The organism is Flavihumibacter petaseus NBRC 106054 (assembly GCF_000974785.1).
In the GTDB taxonomy this organism is placed as follows: domain Bacteria; phylum Bacteroidota; class Bacteroidia; order Chitinophagales; family Chitinophagaceae; genus Flavihumibacter; species Flavihumibacter petaseus.
The window spans coordinates 399,249-418,606 of the sequence record NZ_BBWV01000002.1 but is presented as its reverse complement, the minus strand read 5'-3'; the positions used below and the strand labels follow the sequence as shown (position 1 = coordinate 418,606).

At 49.4% G+C, this 19,358-nt stretch carries 11 protein-coding genes; 4 read left to right on the top strand and 7 right to left on the bottom strand.

Going from position 1 to position 19,358, the window contains the following annotated elements; all coding sequences use genetic code 11:
• Nucleotides 1–10: 10 nt before the first annotated feature.
• Both FPE01S_RS11625 and FPE01S_RS11620 read right to left on the bottom strand, forming a co-directional pair.
• Nucleotides 11–1,198 (bottom strand): glycoside hydrolase family 130 protein, encoded by a 1,188-nt coding sequence (locus tag FPE01S_RS11625; protein ID WP_046369165.1) that lies wholly within the window; start codon nt 1,196–1,198, stop codon nt 11–13.
• Nucleotides 1,199–1,215: 17 nt separating this feature from the next.
• Nucleotides 1,216–3,048 (bottom strand): sodium:solute symporter family protein, encoded by a 1,833-nt coding sequence (locus FPE01S_RS11620; protein WP_046369164.1) that lies wholly within the window; start codon nt 3,046–3,048, stop codon nt 1,216–1,218.
• A 314-nt stretch (nt 3,049–3,362) separates the two neighbouring features.
• Here FPE01S_RS11620 and FPE01S_RS11615 point away from each other — a divergent pair, with 314 nt between their 5' ends.
• Nucleotides 3,363–4,262: a helix-turn-helix transcriptional regulator gene (locus FPE01S_RS11615; protein WP_046369163.1), complete on the top strand. Its 900-nt coding sequence runs from the start codon at nt 3,363–3,365 to the stop codon at nt 4,260–4,262.
• Between the two features lie 12 nt (nt 4,263–4,274).
• On the opposite strand, the gene FPE01S_RS11610 is transcribed toward FPE01S_RS11615, so the two are convergent.
• The 3 genes from FPE01S_RS11610 to FPE01S_RS11600 form a co-directional block, all read right to left on the bottom strand.
• Nucleotides 4,275–5,363 carry a glycosyltransferase family 4 protein gene (locus FPE01S_RS11610; RefSeq protein ID WP_046369162.1) on the bottom strand — a complete coding sequence of 363 codons (1,089 nt, stop codon included), beginning with the start codon at nt 5,361–5,363 and terminating at the stop codon, nt 4,275–4,277.
• Nucleotides 5,364–5,377: 14 nt separating this feature from the next.
• Nucleotides 5,378–8,320 carry a PKD domain-containing protein gene (locus tag FPE01S_RS11605; protein ID WP_083990243.1) on the bottom strand — a complete coding sequence of 981 codons (2,943 nt, stop codon included), beginning with the start codon at nt 8,318–8,320 and terminating at the stop codon, nt 5,378–5,380.
• A gap of 324 nt (nt 8,321–8,644) precedes the next feature.
• Complete coding sequence (locus FPE01S_RS11600; protein ID WP_245623991.1) at nt 8,645–9,778, bottom strand: amidohydrolase family protein; 1,134 nt, start codon at nt 9,776–9,778, stop codon at nt 8,645–8,647.
• A 49-nt stretch (nt 9,779–9,827) separates the two neighbouring features.
• On the opposite strand from FPE01S_RS11600, the gene FPE01S_RS11595 reads away from it, so the two are divergent.
• Nucleotides 9,828–11,729, top strand: coding sequence for an ABC transporter ATP-binding protein (locus tag FPE01S_RS11595; protein ID WP_046369160.1), 1,902 nt, complete (start codon nt 9,828–9,830; stop codon nt 11,727–11,729).
• Nucleotides 11,730–11,735: 6 nt separating this feature from the next.
• Here FPE01S_RS11595 and FPE01S_RS11590 read toward each other — a convergent pair whose 3' ends face one another.
• Complete coding sequence (locus tag FPE01S_RS11590) at nt 11,736–14,273, bottom strand: family 20 glycosylhydrolase (protein WP_046369159.1); 2,538 nt, start codon at nt 14,271–14,273, stop codon at nt 11,736–11,738.
• Between the two features lie 72 nt (nt 14,274–14,345).
• Here FPE01S_RS11590 and FPE01S_RS24870 point away from each other — a divergent pair, with 72 nt between their 5' ends.
• The gene (locus FPE01S_RS24870) at nt 14,346–15,176 is read left to right on the top strand and encodes an alpha/beta hydrolase (protein ID WP_169749160.1); all 831 of its coding nucleotides are present in this window, start codon (nt 14,346–14,348) and stop codon (nt 15,174–15,176) included.
• On the opposite strand, the gene FPE01S_RS11580 is transcribed toward FPE01S_RS24870, so the two are convergent.
• A complete protein-coding gene (locus tag FPE01S_RS11580) occupies nt 15,145–16,614 on the bottom strand; it encodes an alpha-L-fucosidase (protein WP_046369158.1) in 1,470 nt (489 codons plus the stop codon). The two genes, FPE01S_RS24870 and FPE01S_RS11580, sit on opposite strands and share 32 nt — an antisense overlap.
• Nucleotides 16,615–16,712: 98 nt before the next feature.
• Between FPE01S_RS11580 and FPE01S_RS11575 the strand changes: the two genes are divergently transcribed.
• Nucleotides 16,713–19,358, top strand: coding sequence for a glycoside hydrolase family 3 protein (locus FPE01S_RS11575; protein WP_083990241.1), 2,646 nt, complete (start codon nt 16,713–16,715; stop codon nt 19,356–19,358).

Genomic DNA, 19,358 nt, shown 5'->3' with positions numbered 1-19,358 from the left:
TGGTTTCGGTTTAACCGACCTGCGCGGCTACCTGCAGGTTGCTATCGATGATCCGGCAAAGTGTATCTACGGATGTTGCGGACGTATATCCGTCCGGTGCAGTCTGCCTTACATATTCCAGTAACAGGGCGATACTGCTCACGGCCACGTGCATCCGCGAATCCGAAGCTGCGTAATAGATCAGTACGGTACCATCCTCCTCCACTATCCAGCCGTTGCTGAACAATACATTGGAAACATCACCGGTCCGTTCTTCACCTTCAGGAGCCATGAAATAACCTGCCGGTTTCGCAATAACTTTTTCAGGTTGGGCCAGGTCGGTGAGAAAAAGATACAAAACATATCGGAGACCCGCTGCTGTGTTTCTAACCCCATGGGCAAGATGCAACCAGCCTTCCGAAGTTTTTATTGGCGCCGGGCCGAGACCATTCTTGGATTCATACACTGTATGATAACGCTTGCGGTCAACAATAACTTCTTTATGGATCACCGCACGGGAAATATCATCACAAAGTCCGAAGCCGATTCCACCTCCACTTCCGGCATCGATAAATCCATCCTGGGGCCTTGTATAGAATGCATATTTACCCTGAACAAATTCGGGATGCAGCACTACATTTCGTTGCTGCGGTGAGGCTGTTACCAGGTCAGGAAGTCTTTCCCAGCTTTCCAGATCTTTTGTGCGGGCTATGCCGCACTGGGCAATGGCGGCGGACTGATCTGCCTCCCCAACCGACTGATCCCTGCGTTCCGTGCAAAAGAGGCCATAGATCCATCCATCTTCATGTGCCACGAGCCGCATATCATAAACATTCGTATCCGGTATTGCGGTTTCCGGCAGGCGTACCGGGTAGTCATGGAATCTGAAATTATCGATACCGTTGGGACTTTCCGCGATGGCAAAGAATGATTTCCGGTCCGCACCTTCCACCCTTGCCACCAGGCAATACCGGTCATTGAATTTGATAGCACCGGCATTGAACACAGCATTGATGCCGAACCGCTCCATCAGGTGTGGATTTGATTCATACCGGAGGTCATATCGCCAGAATAACGGAGTATGTTCCGCAGTCAATACGGGGTATTGATACCGTTGAATGATGCCGTTGCTTTCCTTTTGCGGGAAATTTTCCCTTTCCAGCAATCTCCGGTGTTCTTCCTGCAACTTTTCCAATCTGCGGTTATAGTTCTGTTTCATCACAAGATTTTTTGGCGTTAGTTTTCCAATTTGTTCCACCAGGTTTTTTTCAGAATAAAGATGATCACCGCCAGTATCCCGATGGTAATCATCAGCGGGGTCTTTAACCACAACACGAGGTACATGGGCAAAATCGTAAGGCAGCACTGCGCAATAATTCCCAGCACTACATTGAACATATCAAGCCTGAAATTCCGGTTCACCGGAAATGCGGGGTCCTCAGCCAGCACTTTTTTCCGCACCGGTTCCCACCATCCCCAGGGCCTGACCGTTTTATAAAAATTTATCAGTACAGCTTCTTCAGTTGGAGGGGCTGTATAGGTTCCGGCAACGGCACCGGCCAGCGAGATCACGAGCAATGCCGGGAAATAATACAGCGATAACCCCGTATACACCATGCTGCAAACGAGGCCTGCTAGGATACCCGAAAGCATTCCCCAGAAAAACCCATGCGCATTAAAGCGCCACCAATACCATTTCAGAACATTTGCGGCGATGTATCCCCCATACAGTGCCCCTACGATAATTTGAAGTACGGTGTTTACATCCTTTGCAAAAAATCCCAGTATCACACCGATAGAAACGACGATGACCCCAACGATATAGTTGGTGCGGATGATGGTGCGGGTTGGTGCACCGGGGTTAATGTATTTCAGGTAGATGTCATTCACGATGTACGCCTGTGCGGCATTCAGGGTGCCGGAAAAGGTACCCATGAAGGCTCCCAGCAAACCTGTCAGCACGAGGCCAAGTATACCGGTGGGGAGGAAACTATTGATGGCCGCGGGCAGAATCCTTTCGAAATCTGTAATACCATCCGCGCCCTGCAGGGGTAACTGGTTATAATATAGCAAGGCCAGTACGGTGAGCCCAATGATCAGGGAATAACGAACGGGAAGCAGGATGATCGAGACGAACCCGCTCATTTTACTGGCGTCCTTCGGCGACCTGGTGCTCAGCACTTTCTGCATATCGTAGTTGGGCGCCGGGCCCGCCAGGCTGGCGAAATAACCCTTAAAAAGCATCATCATAAAAAAGATGCCGAACAAACCATAACCATCTCCCCTGATCTTGTCATTTGCTGCAGGCGCAATGGCATTCCAGTCCAGGTCCAGTTTCCATCCGAAAAAGGGATTTGTCCAGCCTTTTGGCGTATGCAGCTGAATGCCCGGCCGGTGCAGGTGCTTTATGGCAATGATGGCCACAGCAATGCAGGCGACCGTCATGATCAGGTACTTGATAAAATCACCCAGCACGATGCTGTGCATGCCTCCAAGGATTGAGTAGAACATAGCAAACAGCGTAAAAATGATCCCATAGAAATGCGGAACATATTGAGGCGATACGCTGAAAGGAATATATTGCTGCACCAGGTGCCAGGGAACAAAAATCTCGATGAATTTTCCGAGGCCAATGAAACCATAGGCAAGAAATCCGAAGCAACTGAGCAATGCAAATGCCACCACTACATTGTGCGAGCCTCTTACTCCTTTTCCGGCATGCCCGAATCTCGTCGTCAGCCAGGCTGCTCCGGTATCAGCATTGGAACGCCGCAGCCACTTAGACAGGAACATCATCATGAATACCTGGTTAAACACCGGCCATAACCAGGGGATCCAGATACTTTTCATTCCATAAACAAAACATAAAGCCACCATCCACATGGTGCCGCTGATGTCAAACATATCAGAGGCATCACTAAGTCCCAGCATATACCAGGGGAGGGATTTTCCACCCAGGAGATAGGACTGTTGATTCTGCCTGGCTTTTTTTCTGAACCAGAACCCCAATAAGACCATCAGCAGTAAATAGGCAGCGATGATAGACCAGTCAATCCATTGCAGCTTCATGGGGAATTTTCGATTGATAAATTAAGAAATGGCAGTGAAGCCGATTGTAGACACAGAAGGCTTGCTGCCATCATTACGACTGCTAAGATCTTTGAACACAGGTAAGTCCGTATAAAAATGCGGTTAGTTATGGCAAATTCGTTTTATCAAAAATATATTCTAATCCAGCCGAATCCTGATACTATATTATCAATAGACTATACTTTTATATGGCAGATTATTTATTTTTGGAGGAGCATTGTTTTAAGGTTCTGAATGTCACCAGTTTACAATAAACATAGCCCGATCCGTTAATAATACTTTTATTGCAGCTCATGAAGAGGGAAAATGAAAAAATACTACGGGAAATTACCCCGTTAACCCAGAGTGATTGTTTCACCATTTTCAGCAGATCGAAGACTGCCTTTGATTTCCCATTGCATATGCACGAAGAATTCGAGCTCAATTTTATCCAGAATGCCAGGGCTGCACGGCGGGTGGTGGGTGATCATATGGAAGAGATCGACGACATGGAACTGGTGCTGGTAGGTTCCAACCTGCAGCATGGCTGGTTCACCCACAAATGTCAGTCCGGTGAGATCCGTGAAGTAACGATCCAGTTTCACAAAGACCTTTTTGATGAAAAAATGTTGCGCAGAAACCAGCTGAGTTTCATCCGCGCCATGCTGGAAAAATCGCTGCGTGGCATCCTTTTTTCCCCTGAAACCACCCGGCTACTAGCGCCCCGCATCCTCAACCTCAATCAGAAACATGGTTTCGATTCCGTACTGGAGTTGTTTTCAATCCTGCACGATCTGAGCATTTCCAGGAATATGCGCATACTTTCAGATGCAACCTTCAATAATATTGAACAATTCACTTATAACAGCCGGAGGATAGAAAAGTCACTGGAATACATGAACGCCAATTTCGATAAGCAAATCTCCCTGTCTGATGTTGCCCGGCTGGTAAGTATGAGTGATGTTGCTTTCTCCCGTTTTTTTAAAACCCGCACGGGCAACAATTTTATCGACAGCCTGATCGATATACGGCTGGGCCATGCATCCCGCATGCTGATCGACACCACCAACTCCATCGGTGAAATCGCCTATCGCTGCGGCTTCAATAACATGTCGAACTTCAACAGGGTTTTCAAGAAGAAGAAAGGCTGTACTCCGAAAGAATTCAGGGAAAATTACAATGCGGTTGGTGCCGGCACGAGGGTATTTATCTGATTAACGGGATAATTATAGCAGGCTTCTGTATAGCGCTTCCATCTGCGGAACAACTTCTTCCGGGTAGAAATGACGAATCAGCCGCAATGACTCTTTACTGTGCTGTTCCAGCAGGTAGTTATTCTCCACATACTGGTTGATTGCAGCAAACATGGCCTCCTGGTCTCCCCTCTCAAAGAGGAATCCATTCACCCTGTCTTCCATGATCTCCGGAATTCCACCCACACGGCTGGCCATTACCGGTAGTCCGTAACTCATGGCCTCGAGGATGCAGATGGGTAACCCTTCATTATAGGAAGGAAGTATAAATCCATCAACATTCCGGAAGTACTGATTTTTACCAGTTTCATTGATCCATCCACGGTAATCCAGGATATTCTCCAGGGAATCCCGGCTGATCTCTTCTTTCAGCCTGTCTGTTTTACCAACACCGCCCAGGAATATAGTGAGTTTCCCTTCCAGTGCAGCACGGTGCCTTCTCGCCATTTCAACCATATCGAAGACGCCCTTCTTCTCGTCAATAAGCCCGAGAAAAAGCAGCTTCAGCGGTTCCGCGGGGTCTTTATGCGCCCGGGGGAAATCGATCGCTGCCGGTGGCGCGATCAGGTTGTACATTACCCTGGTATTGGTGAGTCCGAATTTCTGCCGGTATTGTTCCTCCCATTTAGGGGTCAGGCAGCCGACTACATCAGCATGATCCAGAAGATAATGGCAGAATTTTTTGTACAGCCCCGATCCGGCATCATATTTAAGAATGTATTCGGAAGAATGAATATGATAGATAAACTTCTTCCTGAAGATTGATTTTGCAGTAAACGCGACTACTGCTTTCCGGTATACGCTTTGCCCAAACGAACCATGTATATGCAGGAGTTTGATCTCCGGACGGGTAAGCAGGGTCCACCACATCCTGATATAATTCTGAGCGAAATAAAAGACCTTTCCGATGTTTGAGATCCTGCGCTGGGTGCCGATTGCCCTGAAAGCGGGAAAGAATTTTTTATAGGTAGCCAGCACGGCCCCGATCCCTCCCCTGAAATGCACATGATCTTCACCAATATGTAATACCGCGCTGAATACTTCTTGCTTACCTTTTTCCATCCGCTCTTTGACGATTATTCGAGTTTGCTGACCTGCTTGCTCAGAATTGACCTGTCTCCCTGGGTAACCTTCAGCAGATAGATTCCGGCCGGCACGCCACTAAGATACAAAGTCCGGTTCACCCTGGCGCCGTTCTTTTCAAAGCGGTCCTGCCAGATCAGTGCACCGTGCAGATCAAACAACCTGACAACAACGCGGCCCTGGTCCTTACTGTTCATTTCCAGCTGCAGCTGATTGCGTACAGGATTGGGATAGGTCACCGCCTGCAATTGTCCCCATTTCCAGACGTCCCCGCTTCTCCTGAATGCCGTTGGCTCAGCAGCAATAGTTTCAGTACCTCCTGTTACCCTTGCCGTTGTTGTAATGGGCAAAACATTGATGGTTACCCTGGCGGTATCTGCAGCACCGTCGTCATCCGTTACAACCAGTCGGAATACATAGGTTCCTACCGCAATTCCTCTTACAACATTCACTACAGAATCAGGGGTGGAAGATGTCCCTGCAGATGGTCCCGATTCTTTATCCCACCTGTATTTTGAGATCACACCATCGCTGTCGGCAGAGAGGCCGCCATTGAGTGTAATGGTGGTGTACATGATCTGAAAAGTTTGCGACGACCCGGCATTGGCAACCGGTTTCACATTCACCGGCAGAAGGTTGTAGGTAACCGGAGCAGAAGACACGCCACCCTTATTGTCTGTCACAATAAGGCGGAATACATAAGTGGCCACCTGTGGATTCCGGGCGAGGCAGTAAAAGGAATCCGGTGTAGCCAGCTGGATCGAAGGACCGGATTCCTGCACCCATTTGTATTTGACGATCAAACCGTCACTATCTGTCGACTGATTACCATTAAGGGTAATCGTATTGTACATATTCTGATAACTGGCATTAGAGCCGGGGCGGGCCACCGGCAATGTGTTCGGGGAAGGTATGCCACTCACGCCGTCCACAGCAGGTGTCAGCACAACGGTCACGGTGCCCGAACTGGTCAACCCTTTATTGTCGGTTACTCTTAACCGGAAAACATAAGTTCCGGATACCGTCACATTTCTCGCAAGCGTGCTCACTGAATCAGGGGTTGACAGCAACACAGCCGGTCCGGAATCCTGGCTCCACTGATAAGCCACCACGGTACCATCAGGATCATAAGAGCCGGTACCTCTTAACGTGATCGTATTATAGTAGTAAGGAAAAGTCTGATTGGTTCCTGCATTGGCTACAGGAGGTACATTAACGCCGGCCGGAACAGGATTCACCACTGCAGCTACCTGGGCAGTATCTGTTGCACCGGAATTATCTGTAACCTGTAACGAGAACACATAGGTGCCCGCCACGAGGGAACCTGCGGTTGCAGTAGCCGTTGCTGCATTGCCCAGCGTAGCTGTTGATGGACCGGACAACTGCGTCCACCTGTAGGCGGAGATGCTCCCGTCTGAATCATATGATGCTGACCCCGACAGCGTGACGCTGTTCACCGGCAAGGTGATCGTCTGTGCATTACCGGCAGCTGCTACGGGCGCTACATTGGGCATCGCAGCAACACCATCCACATAAACCTGTACGTAGTCTGTTGCGATTGCCCCACTGTTGTCTGCTACCACCAGTTTAAAATAATACGAACCCTTCTGTAATGCGGAAACCGTTGTGCTGCCGCTTTTCGGATTTAAAATCTGTGCGGTATATGGCCCAGACTCCTGCGACCAGGTATAACTGGCTATCTGCCCATCAGGATCTGTTGATCCGGTTCCGGACAATGTAACAGCATTAGTCGGCAGGGTGAGTATTTTCGTATTTCCGGCGAAGGCTATGGGTGGCTGATTGATGGCAGCTGTACCCGTAACTGTTACCTCAGCAGTACTGGAGGATTTAGCCCCCTGGTTATCGGTAACGGTTAACCGAAACCGGTAGCTTCCCTGTTTCATTCCGGAAATCTTCAGGTCCGCAGCTTTGGGATCTGCCAATGTGGGAATATTTGGTCCCGATTCCTGGTTCCATTGGTAACCGGCAATTGTTCCGTCAGGATCAAATGTTCCCGTGCTTTTCAGGGTTGCTGTATAATACGGAACCGGCATACTCTGATCGTCCCCGGCGGTTGCCACAGGAGTTACATTCGTGGGCAATGAAGCGGGGAGCAAAAAGTCCTGCAAAATGGATTGTTTATTGCCAATGCGCACATTATCGACATAATACACCCGCGTATTCAAAACAGACTGTTCAAGTACGGAAGGCCAGGTGGCGCCCCAAACCCATCGGTAAATACCGATCTTGAAGAAGGGGTCATAAGATCCCTTGTAATAACATTTTCCTTTATAATCCACCACCAACTGACCGTTCTTCCACACCTTCAGCGACCCGTCGTCATTCGGTGAGTAATTATAATTGAACACCCAATCTGTCCACGCACTTTTCGTCCACGGACCGAGGTTAATGGATACCAGCTTTATGTTGCTGCCCTTGTCCGTATTGATATCAACCGAGTCATACCGTATTTCGAGAATCCAGTCACCCTTATACACCTGCAGGGAAAGTGGCGGAGATGCGGAAATATTGGAACTTGTGGCGCGGTAATGCCACTGTGCGAATATTTCATGAACGGAATCTTTTTGAAAATCAGGCGGGAAAAAAGTACTGAATCCCCACCAGCGACGGTTTGTTTCATGCGGTATCGGGTAACTGTTGTCTGCCAGTTCCGCTCTTTTATTGCCGTAGATCTCTGTATCCGTTTTACGGAGTTCCAGCCGGAGCGACTGTTTTCCGGTTCGTTTATACGTGGTGCTCGTAGTCATGGAATAGGAACAGCATGTTTCCATCCCATCCCATCCCAACGAAATGTTGGGACCCTCAAAATCCGAATATAAAATAGTATTGCTCTGCGCAGCGAGTTCCTGAACAGCAATGATATTGCTCACCAACAACCAGCAACAAAGGCGCCTGAAGATTCTACTGGCCTTCATGATTTCTCGGGTTTAAATGCCGGGTACGATGAGCGTTGCAGTTAGTCAGACACTCCAGGCATTCATAGGCATGTAAGTCACGAATATGATAATCCCTGTTGGGGATCTTTCCACGTGTTAACCTGGCGGGTTTAGAGTCCAGGCAGTTTCGATCTTATGGTTTTATAGGAATTGTATGTTACAGAGGACAGGTAGGCGGTGTAAGCAGTGGCTAAACCATTGGCTAAAATAGCCGGTAGCAAAGAAAATAAATGAAATTCAGAAAGTCAAATTAAAATTGTAAAATTCGATTATATGTCGTAATTGAGTAAAAAAATAGACAACTCACCTACCACTAACGGACACCTGTTCGAACGCTGCGGGGTCAAGTGAGGGGAATAACCGCAGCGCATTCCGGTAGTAGATTTTCTTTAGTATTTCATCGGAAAGCCCCATCCCGTACATCCGCCAAAAGGCGTGATAGCGCTTATGATAGGGGAAGTATTCGTCTTTGGTTTCAAGCACCCGGAAATAAGTGGCGTATTCAGCGGGTACCCAGCTGTCCTTTCCGAACAGGATCCTGTTCTGGTATTTACTGAAGAATTGCGATGCGGTAAGGGGCTGCCTCCCCAGTTCAGCGATCACTGCCCCGAATTCCACCACCACATTAGGCAGACGGGTCAGTAACTGATCAAGTTTCGCAAGATCATTGGGGTACCAGCCAAAGTGGGCCGCAATAAACGTCGTACGCGGATGCCTGGCGAACATCCTGTGTTGCTCATCGATAAGGTCAGCCCAGGGTTCAGGGTTATTGTCGCCTCTCTGCCGTCCCGGATGGGTTTGCAGCTCCATCAGCCTTTCGTTATGTTCATCCAGTGGATCCCAGAAGGACTTCGGGTCAGCAGTATGTATCAGGACGGGAATCTTCAATGCGGCACATTTTTCCCAGATCGGGTCCAGGCGGGGATCATCTACCGGCACGCGTTTACCACTTCTATCCGTAACCGAAAAACCAAGATTCTTGAATATCTTCAATCCGCTGGCTCCATTTTTCACGTCGGCTTCCAGTTGAGCTGCTGCCTTTTCTCCCCAACCCGGATCGCCAACGCCGCTAAAGTCGATATTGGCAAAAACGAGGAACCGGCCGGGGTAGTGCTCCCGGATGGAGATAACGGACTGTTTCAGGGAGTTTCCTGACCCGCCGCTCAGGTTTACCATCACCCGCATATTCAGTTGATCCATATCAGCAACCAGTTCCCGTAAATGCGTTGCATTCATGCTTCCCTGGTGGTTATGCACATCAATAAACGGGTATCTTGCCCGCTTTACTTCATGACCAGTAACTACCAGCGTGGAAACCGGGTCATACCGGTCGTACGTTATGGAGGTTTCCTGCGCAGCGATGCTGGTTACCAGGAAGGTGTTTCCGGTTAGCAGTATGCCTCCCAGAAGGGTCTTCACGTTCAATTTGTTCATCATTCGGGTGATTGATAAAGGGGCGTTAACTTGCAGCCTAATTCATTGCAGCATGGCATCGGCAGAAAATCGGAAGCCCCGGATAAAGATAACGCGTGAAAGGCTAAGAGAAGCTTTTGTCCTTTTTGCCTACGTACGCCCTTATCGGCTCAGGTTTATTGCCGCACTGGTTTGTATTGCATTGTCGGCTTTCACGACAAGTTTGTTTCCATTATTCCTGGGCAAAATGATCGATGCCGCCACAGTGGCGGGTACAACTGCTGCAGGCAACCCTGCTCCATCCATGGGTACATTTATGTCTCTGGGTGAAAAACTGCGGCATGTCCATTGGAGCCTCAACACTACCCTGATGCTTATTTTTGTCCAGCTGGGCGTACAGACCATTTTTTCTTTCCTCCGGGTTTACCTGCTCACCGAGGTAGGTGAAAAGTCTCTGGCGGATATGCGAAAGGATGTGTATACGCGGTTGCTTACCATGCCGATGACTTTCTTTACAGAGAAAAGAGTGGGCGAACTCAGCAGCCGTATCTCTTCGGACCTGTCACAGATCCAGGACGCGGTTTCCTTTTCATTAGCCGAATTTCTCCGGGGAATTTTTACCCTGATTATCGGCTTGTGTTTCATCTTCTGGATTCAGCCGAAGCTGGCATTGATCATGCTATCCGTAGTACCGGTAATTGCCCTGGTGGCTGTTTTTTTCGGCAGGTTTATCCGCAGGCTGGCACGAAAGGTTCAGGACCAGCTGGCTGACAGCAGCAATATTGTGCAGGAAACTTTTCATGGCATTACGGTGGTAAAAGCTTTTACAAGTGAATGGTGGGAAATAAAACGTTACCTGCAGACTGTTTATGCTGTTGTGGATACATCCATCACCAATGCGCGCTACAGGGGAGCATTTGTTTCCTTTATGATCTTCAGTGTTTTTGGCGCCATGGCATTTGTGATGTGGTACGGCGTAAGGATGATCCAGGACGGCAGTCTCACCATCGGTGCGCTGACCATGTTCGTGATCTTTTCCATGTTTGTGGGCGGCACTTTTGCCGGCTTCGCCGACCTTTTTTCACAACTTCAAAAAACCCTTGGTGCTACAGAAAGCATTCGGGAGATCCTGCGGGGTGAAGGAGAACCGGTAGCCCTGCACCCGGTAACCATCGAGCCGGAACACCGGTTATCGGGAAGCGTCCGTTTTGACCATGTAGCCTTCCGTTATCCATCCCGGCCCGACATCCCGGTATTACGCCAACTCAGTCTGGAAGCGCGACCCGGCGAACAGATCGCGCTCGTCGGACCCAGCGGAGCAGGCAAAACAACTGTCGCTTCACTGTTATTGCAATTCTATCAGCCGGAATCAGGTGAAATTCTTTACGATGGCAAGGCACCATCCCGTTTCCCAATATCCGTATTGCGGCATCAACTTGCTTTTGTGCCCCAGGAAGTAATCCTTTTCGGCGGTTCTATCCGCGAAAACATTGCCTATGGACACCCGGAGGCTACTGATGAGGCAGTGGAAAATGCCGCAAAAAAAGCAAACGCTCACGGGTTTATAGACGCATTCCCCGAAAGGTACCAGACCATTGTGGGAGAAAGAGGCATCAAACTCAGCGGGGGGCAGCGGCAACGGATAGCCATTGCCCGCGCGATCCTGAAAGATCCTGCGATCCTGATTCTTGATGAAGCAACCTCCAGCCTCGACAGTGAATCTGAACAACTCGTACAGGAAGCACTGGAAAACCTGATGCAGGGGCGTACTTCATTCGTGATCGCCCACCGGTTGTCTACCATCCGCAATGCCGACCGGATCGTCGTGATCGATAAGGGCATCGTTCTCGAACAAGGTACCCATGCAGAATTGATGGCAACCGACGGCCTGTACCGCAGGCTGAACGACATGCAGTTCGATTTCGATGTAGTCACACAAAGCACTCCCGCAGATGCGGGACGTGAGCAGGAATAGTACCTGCTATTTTACCGTCACAGAAACTGATCTTCCGCCCCTGCCGGTTTTGTCAAAGGCTTTTATCCGGATTACTCCCTTTTCCCTGATCACACCAGTGAAGATCCTTGATTTCAGATCCGGCTCAGACCCATCTGTTGAATAGCGCAACGTAAAGCCCGGCAGCTGAAGATTTGCCTGCACGCCTGCTGCGTCAACCACCAAACCAGGTGCGGGTATGCGGTACCGGTAGCCACCAAACCAGGTGGACAACCGCGGTAATTCCATCACCCCTATCCTGTAAGCAAAATCAGACCAGGCCTTCCGGTAAGCAATATTCATTTTAGCCGTATCTTTTTCATTTGCCCACGCAGGATCCGGCGCCCATGCCCTCTCCGCAAGACCCAGCAGTTTCGGCAGCACCATATATTCGAGGTTAGCTTCACTCCTGATGGTCTCCGACCAGATCAACCCTTCCAGCCCGATAATATTGGACTTTCCGTAGTCTGTCAACAGGTCTTTTCCGACAAAAGCATCTGCCCGCACAGCGTCACCATTGGCATTCTCCGTGGTATTCCTGAAATAATCAAATGGGATGAAATAAAAAGGCTTGTCCACATCCGTAAAACCTCCCCAGTAAAATCCGGGCTCGTCGGGATGTTTGTAATAGGACATATCAAAATAGTTGTTGCTGACCGGGCTCAGGATCACTTTGTAACCAGCATTGGCCAGGCGATAAGGAAGGTCCTCATTTCCCCATCCGACCATATTGTTCCAAACATGCAACTGGTAACCTTCATTGGCCAGCCGCGGGTTAACTATCAGTTTCTTCACACCTGCCAGTTTCGTTTTCCGCATGCCTACTTCTTCCCATCCTGCCATTTCAATATTCCTTTTGCGGAGAATTTCAGCCACACGGGTGTAGTAGTAATACCAGAGATCATTGATTTCTGTGAGCGAGGAATCCTGCTTCAGCAAAGCCAGGCAGGCAGGTGATTTTTCCCATGCACCATCCGGAACCTCATCGCCTCCCATATGGATCGTTTTAAGGGGCACGCCCGCTTCGCGGTACATATCCCTGAAATCGTCAACCACTCTTTCGATAAAACTGTATACGGATGGCAGGGCTACACACATCACGTTATCCGTCCATGCCTGGGCGGTACTGTAGCGGGACTGATCAGCCGTATCCCTCAGGAGATACTGCAGTGCACCAGTCATGTTACCGGATTTACTGAATGCATCGTATCGGGCATCCATGGCCTTGATCGCTGCCCTTGCATGTCCCGGAGTCTCTACTTCAGGAATAATGCGGATATGCCGCGCACTGGCATACCGGAGTATCTCTATGAAATCATTTCGTGAATAGTAACCACTGGCAGGCATTTTTCCGGTGAGCGGACCAGCGCCGAAGGAGGGCGGCAGATTCTTTTTACTATCGAGTGGATGCCCCCGCTGCGCCCCAACTGCAGTCAGTTCCGGCAGGGAAGGCATTTCGATGCGCCAGCCTTCGTCTTCACTGAAGTGGAGGTGAAGCGTATTGAGCTTATACAAGGCCATCAAGTCCAGCATTTTTTTCAATTCTGCCTTTGTCTGAAAATTCCTGCCGATATCCACCATCAGGCTCCTGTATCCAAAACGGGGTTTATCAGTGATCCGGCAAACGGGCAGTGAAACTGACCGGCCGGCTGTTGTTTCACCCGGCATCATCGTTAGCAGTGATTGAACGCCATAAAAAAACCCGGAGGCGGAACCGGCCTGTATCGTCACCTGGCCAGTATCTACCATAAGCGAATAACTTTCATCCGGAAGTGTGGCTGGCAAAAACTGGATCGATCGGACCGGCCTGATAAATGCTGTTGCGATAACCGGTTGTTTACCCGTCACCCGCTGCAAGGCCGTTGCCAGGAATTCAGCTTCTTTCCGGTATTCATTACCGCACAGGATGGCTACTTCACTGGTCAGTTCGAAATTGCCGGTTCCCCTTTCAAAGGATTCGGGAGTCGGGAAAACCGGTGACAACCGGGCAGGATCAGGTGCTGAATAAAGTGTATTCCGGGTAAATATTGCTTCCGGCGTTTTATATACCTGTGTAGTATCCAGGTTATTGCCAATGCGGTAATTGTCAAGCGGAATCCCTTTCTCCGGCTGATTGCCCCAAACCAGGTACATCCCGGTTGGCGCTCCGGACTTGTTGTAGGAAAACCCATTAGTAATATAGTTTGTCCGGATAGACTTACCCGGTTCAATTCCCGTGAAACCCGGTTGCGGTACCAGCTGATAGATATCGCCATTTACATGGGTGCAGGAAAGACCGTTCGATGGAGACGATGGCAACATTTCCCTTGCAGACGAGAAATAAATGATCCAACCGGAAGCTGGAAACGGGCGCTTATCGGTATTGGTTATGATCAGCGTATTCAGTGCCCTGGAACCATCTTCATACCGGTTGGTAGTCAACTGCCATTCAATGGACAATTTTTTCAGATCATAGCTACTGCCTTTCTGGGCATTCAGCTCAATGTTCAGCGTAATCAGCGTCAGCAGCAAAATAAACATCCTCATGCAAAGATTTATTAATGGTGTATTCAAATCCGATTTTGTAACATTGAAGGTATGGCAAAAAAAACGGCGCATATGCTAACCAGCTGCATTGTAATGCTATTCTCTTCATTGCAGGCGGTCGCCGGCGATACAACTTTCAGTAAGCTTTCTGTAACAAAACAACTGGAGTACTATGAGGCCGGGAAAGATGAAAAACAAAAATTTTACCGGTATGACTGGTATGAAGGGAAAGGCGATCAGCGCAGTAAAAGACCATTGCTGATCAACCTTCATGGCGGCGGATTCAAGATCGGGAACAAATCCGGCGCAAGCACGCCTTTTTTCAGCAGGACATATGCCCGGGCTGGGTTTGTCACAGCATCCATCAATTACCGCAAGAGCCGGAAACGTCCATTGAAATTTGAGAAAGACCTCAGGGAAGCCTGCTTTGATGCAACTGAAGACCTGGATAAAGCCATACGTTATTTTAAAGCACACGCCGATGAGTTGCGGATAGATACCAACCGGATCTTTCTCGCCGGCAATTCAGCTGGCGCCATGGTAGCGCTGCAATATGTTTTCAGCAACCACATTCCGGCACAACCCGTTCGCGCAATCGCAAACTGCTGGGGCGCGATTTTTGACACGCTCTGGATAGAGCGGTCTTCCGTACCCATTGTCAGTGTTTATGGCACGAGGGACAGGGTCGTTCCTCCTGATGTTTCCGGTGAAGCTATATTCGGAAGCGCCAGCATCCACCGGGAAGCAAACAGGATACAACTAATAAACAGTGTACTCCCTTTTGAACGCTGCGGACATGAACTTCACCGGCACTTCAATCCGCTCTTCGCCGGGTTTGGTGCGAAAAAAAGATGGAAGCAGGCAGGCGCCTTTATTTGCGACTTTTTGAAGGCGCAACTATAAAGGTAATCGCATATGCCCGGAGATTCATTCCTTCACGCAACGCTTTCGGCACAACAATTCCCCATTTACCATTCTCTTGCTGCAACTTCAGCTTTTTGCCAGGGAGATCAGGACTGGTAACAACGGTGTTTTTATCAACATTTTCCCAATCCGGCAATACGATAGTTTCGGGAACATTCATCTGCTGCTGCTCATTGCTCAGGTAGTGAATAATGTACCGGGACCTGTCCTTTGATTGCAGGTAAACGGCCTGGCCTTCTTCATAGGGTGCCAGTGGTGAGGTGCCGTAAACCGCATTGCCATGGATCTTCATCCACCCGCCGATATCTTTCAGCCTGGCATAAGCGGTATCACTGAAATCACCTTCAGGTGATGGTCCGATATTCAGCAACAAGCTGCCACCCCTGGATACAATACGCAACAGCATATGGATAATCTGGTTGGCTGACTTGTAATGATCATTGGGAACATAGCTCCAGGAGTTGCCCATGGTAATACAGCTTTCCCAGGGATGATCAAGCGGCTGCCTGGGAATAGTCTGTTCCGGTGTAACATAGTTTTCATACGGCCCTCCAACAGTGCGGTCTACCACCAGCAGACCCGGTTGCAATTTCCTTGAGGCTGCTGCAATAGATGCCATATCTATATCCTGGTTAAAGGTGATGGACTTTTGCCAGTCCACTGAAGGATCAATGCTGGCCTTGGGGCGTACCCAGCCGCCATCCAGCCACAGGATATCCATCTTGCCGTAATTGCTCATCAGCTCGCCGATCTGGTTGGCAGTATAGGTTTTGAAAGCGTTCCAGCGTTCCGGGTATTTAGCAGGATCATAGTTCACATTCCTGTCCTTTGGCGGAAAATATGGCCACCAATAATCTTTTGAATGCCAGTCAGGCTTGGAGAAATATGCACCGATCATAAAACCCTTATCACGAAATGTGTTGAAGATCTCTTTGGCAACATTACTTTTCGGGTTGGACGAAAACGGCGTTTTGACATCAGTGATCTTATAATCTGTCTGTTTGGTATCAAACATGCAGAAGCCATCGTGGTGTTTCGTTGTAAACACTACGTATTTCATTCCTGCATCTTCAGCGGCATTGGCCCATTTGGAAGGATCGAATCTGACCGGATTAAAAGTCGTCTGCAGGTTTTCATAAGCTTTTATGTATTCGTTGTAACTGGCAGCATACGGCCCTCTCCGCTGGGTCCATCCTTCGTCTTCAGGACAAATACTCCAGCTTTCCACGATACCCCACTGGCTGTAAGTTCCCCAATGCATGAACAGTCCGAACTTCAGGTCCTGCCAGGCAGCAAGTTTTTGCTGCACCTGCGGATCTTCCGGCTTTACATAATCCCGTGACATGTTGTGTTCCTGCGCCAGCAGCCCCGTTAAGGGCAGGGCGAATAATCCCGCTGTCAATAGTTGCTTCAGCATATCGTCTGATTTTAGAAGTGCCGCGACAGGAAAAGGCAATTTTCAGGCATTACGTTGCCGCCTGGCACTGTAGCTTTATACGGCTAAAATAACCAATCGTGAAATTTGCCCCTACGCTGATACTATTATTATTTACCTCCTTTTTATCAACCGCACAAAATACCGCTCCATACAGGAACCCTGCACTTCCGGTTCCGGAAAGAGTGAAAGACCTGCTTTCCCGCATGACTCCGGAAGAAAAGTTCTGGCAGTTGTTCATGATCCCCGGCGATCTCGACAATGTTCAGCCCGGTCAATACACACAGGGAATATTCGGCCTGCAGGTCAGTGCGGCTTCAAAAGGAGACGCGGGTGGCCAGCTGCTCTCCTACAATACCCGTGAAAACGGGCTGGTGTTGCTGAGAAAGATCAATGCCATCCAGAAATTCTTCGTGGAAAAGACCAGGCTGGGTATCCCAATCATCGCATTTGATGAAGCCCTTCACGGACTTGTCCGCGAAGGTGCTACGTCCTTTCCGCAGGCCATCGCGCTGGCAGCAACCTGGGATACCACATTGATGAACAGGGTAGCCGGAGCAATTGCTGAAGAAACCCGCGCCCGTGGCATCCGCGATATCCTGACACCGGTGGTCAATATTGCCAGTGATGTGCGCTGGGGAAGGACGGAAGAAACTTATGGTGAAGATCCGCTGCTCAGCAGCGCCATGGGTGTTGCCTTCGTCAAGGCCTTCGAAGATCGTGGCATCGTCACCACGCCCAAACATTTTGTAGCCAATGTGGGTGATGGTGGCAGGGACAGTTATCCCATTTTCTGGAACGACCGTCAGCTTGAACAGGTATTCTTTCCGCCTTTCATATCCTGCGTGAAGCAGGGAGGTTCCAGATCCATCATGACCGCCTATAATGCTGTTGACGGAACGGCCAGTTCCAGCAACAACTGGCTGCTGATGCAGAAACTGAAGAAAGAATGGGAATTTAAAGGATTTGTCATCTCTGATGCCAATGCAGTCGGCGGAGAAGTTGTGTTGCACCATACAGCAAAGGATTATGCAGAAGCAGGAAAAAATGCCATCACCAACGGGCTGGATGTAATTTTTCAGACGGAATACAATCACTACAAACTTTTTATTCCCCCGTTTCTGGATGGCAGCATTCCACAGGCGCGTATTGACGACGCCGTGAGCAGGGTCCTGACAGCAAAATTTGAATTGGGGTTATTTGAACAACCCTATATGGATGAAGCTGCGATCATTCGTCAGCAGCAGGAGCTTCCGCATAAGAAAATTGCGGCTGAAGCTGCTGCTTCTGCGCTGGTTTTGTTGAAAAACAACGGTGCATTACTGCCAGTTACATCTCCGGCACGCAACATTGCGCTGATCGGCGAAGAGGCGATTACTGCCAGGCTCGGCGGATATAGCGGTACCGGCAACGGTAAGATCAGTATCCTTGAAGGTATCCGGAAATACACGGCCAACGTAAAATATATTCGGGGTGCCGGTGTATTTGATAAGGAAACAGAAACTGTTCCTGCGAGCTTTCTAAGTAACGATGGTAAACCCGGATTAAAGACCAGTATCTGGAGCAATACCAGCCTGACAGGTAAACCGGTAATGGAAAAGACCGATGGGCAGGTAGACTTCTCCTGGACGCTGTCCCGCCCTACTGGAGACCTGACCACTGATCGATACAGCATCCGGTGGGAAGGTCAGATCACCATGCCGCAAAGCGGAGAATTTGCTATCGGGCTGGAAGGAAACGACGGTTTCAGGTTATATATCAACAATGCCCTGCACATTGATCAATGGTCAAAAACTTCGTATTCCAGCCGGTTGAAAAAATACCTGTTCGAAAAAGGGAAAGCCTATAATATCCGGGTTGAATTTTATGAGCCGGTTGGCAACGCTCACATACGGTTGATCTGGGCTCCCAGGGCACTGCAGGCCTGGAAGGCAGCAATCGACAGCGCCGTAGCACTGGCACGGCGGTCTGACATTGCAATTATAGCAGCAGGCATTCATGAAGGCGAATTCCAGGACCGGGCATACCTTTCACTACCCGGACACCAGGAGGACCTCATTCTTGCAGTAGCGGCAACCGGCAAGCCGGTGGTTGTATTACTTACCGGCGGAAGCGCTATCACCATGCAACGTTGGCTGGATAAAGTACAGGCTGTGATACACTGCTGGTATCCTGGCGAAGCCGGTGGCGAAGCCATCGCCGCAGTATTATTTGGCGACAGGGATCCGGGAGGTCGGCTCCCGATCACTTTCCCGGTGCACGAATCGCAGCTCCCGCTGGTATATAACCATCACCCGACAGGCCGTGGTGATGACTATCATAATCTGTCAGGCCTGCCGCTTTTCCCCTTCGGCTACGGCCTGAGTTATACACAGTTCAGTTATGGTCCATTAACGATGAACAAAAGCGAAATTGCGCCGGATGACTCTATAGACCTGCATTTTACGTTGACCAATACAGGCAAGCGTACCGGCGAAGAAGTGGTCCAGTTGTATGTAAATGATTTGTTGTCGAGCGTAACCAGGCCGGTGCTGGAACTTCACGGTTTTCAGAAAGTAAAACTTGATCCCGGAGAAAAAAAGGAACTGCACTTCGTTATCGGGCCAAAAACATTACAGCTGCTGAACAGGGAAATGAAGCGGGTGGTTGAGCCGGGTCAGTTCAGATTGATGATCGGTGCATCTTCCCGTGATATCAGGCAGGAAGCCATTATCACGGTAAAATAA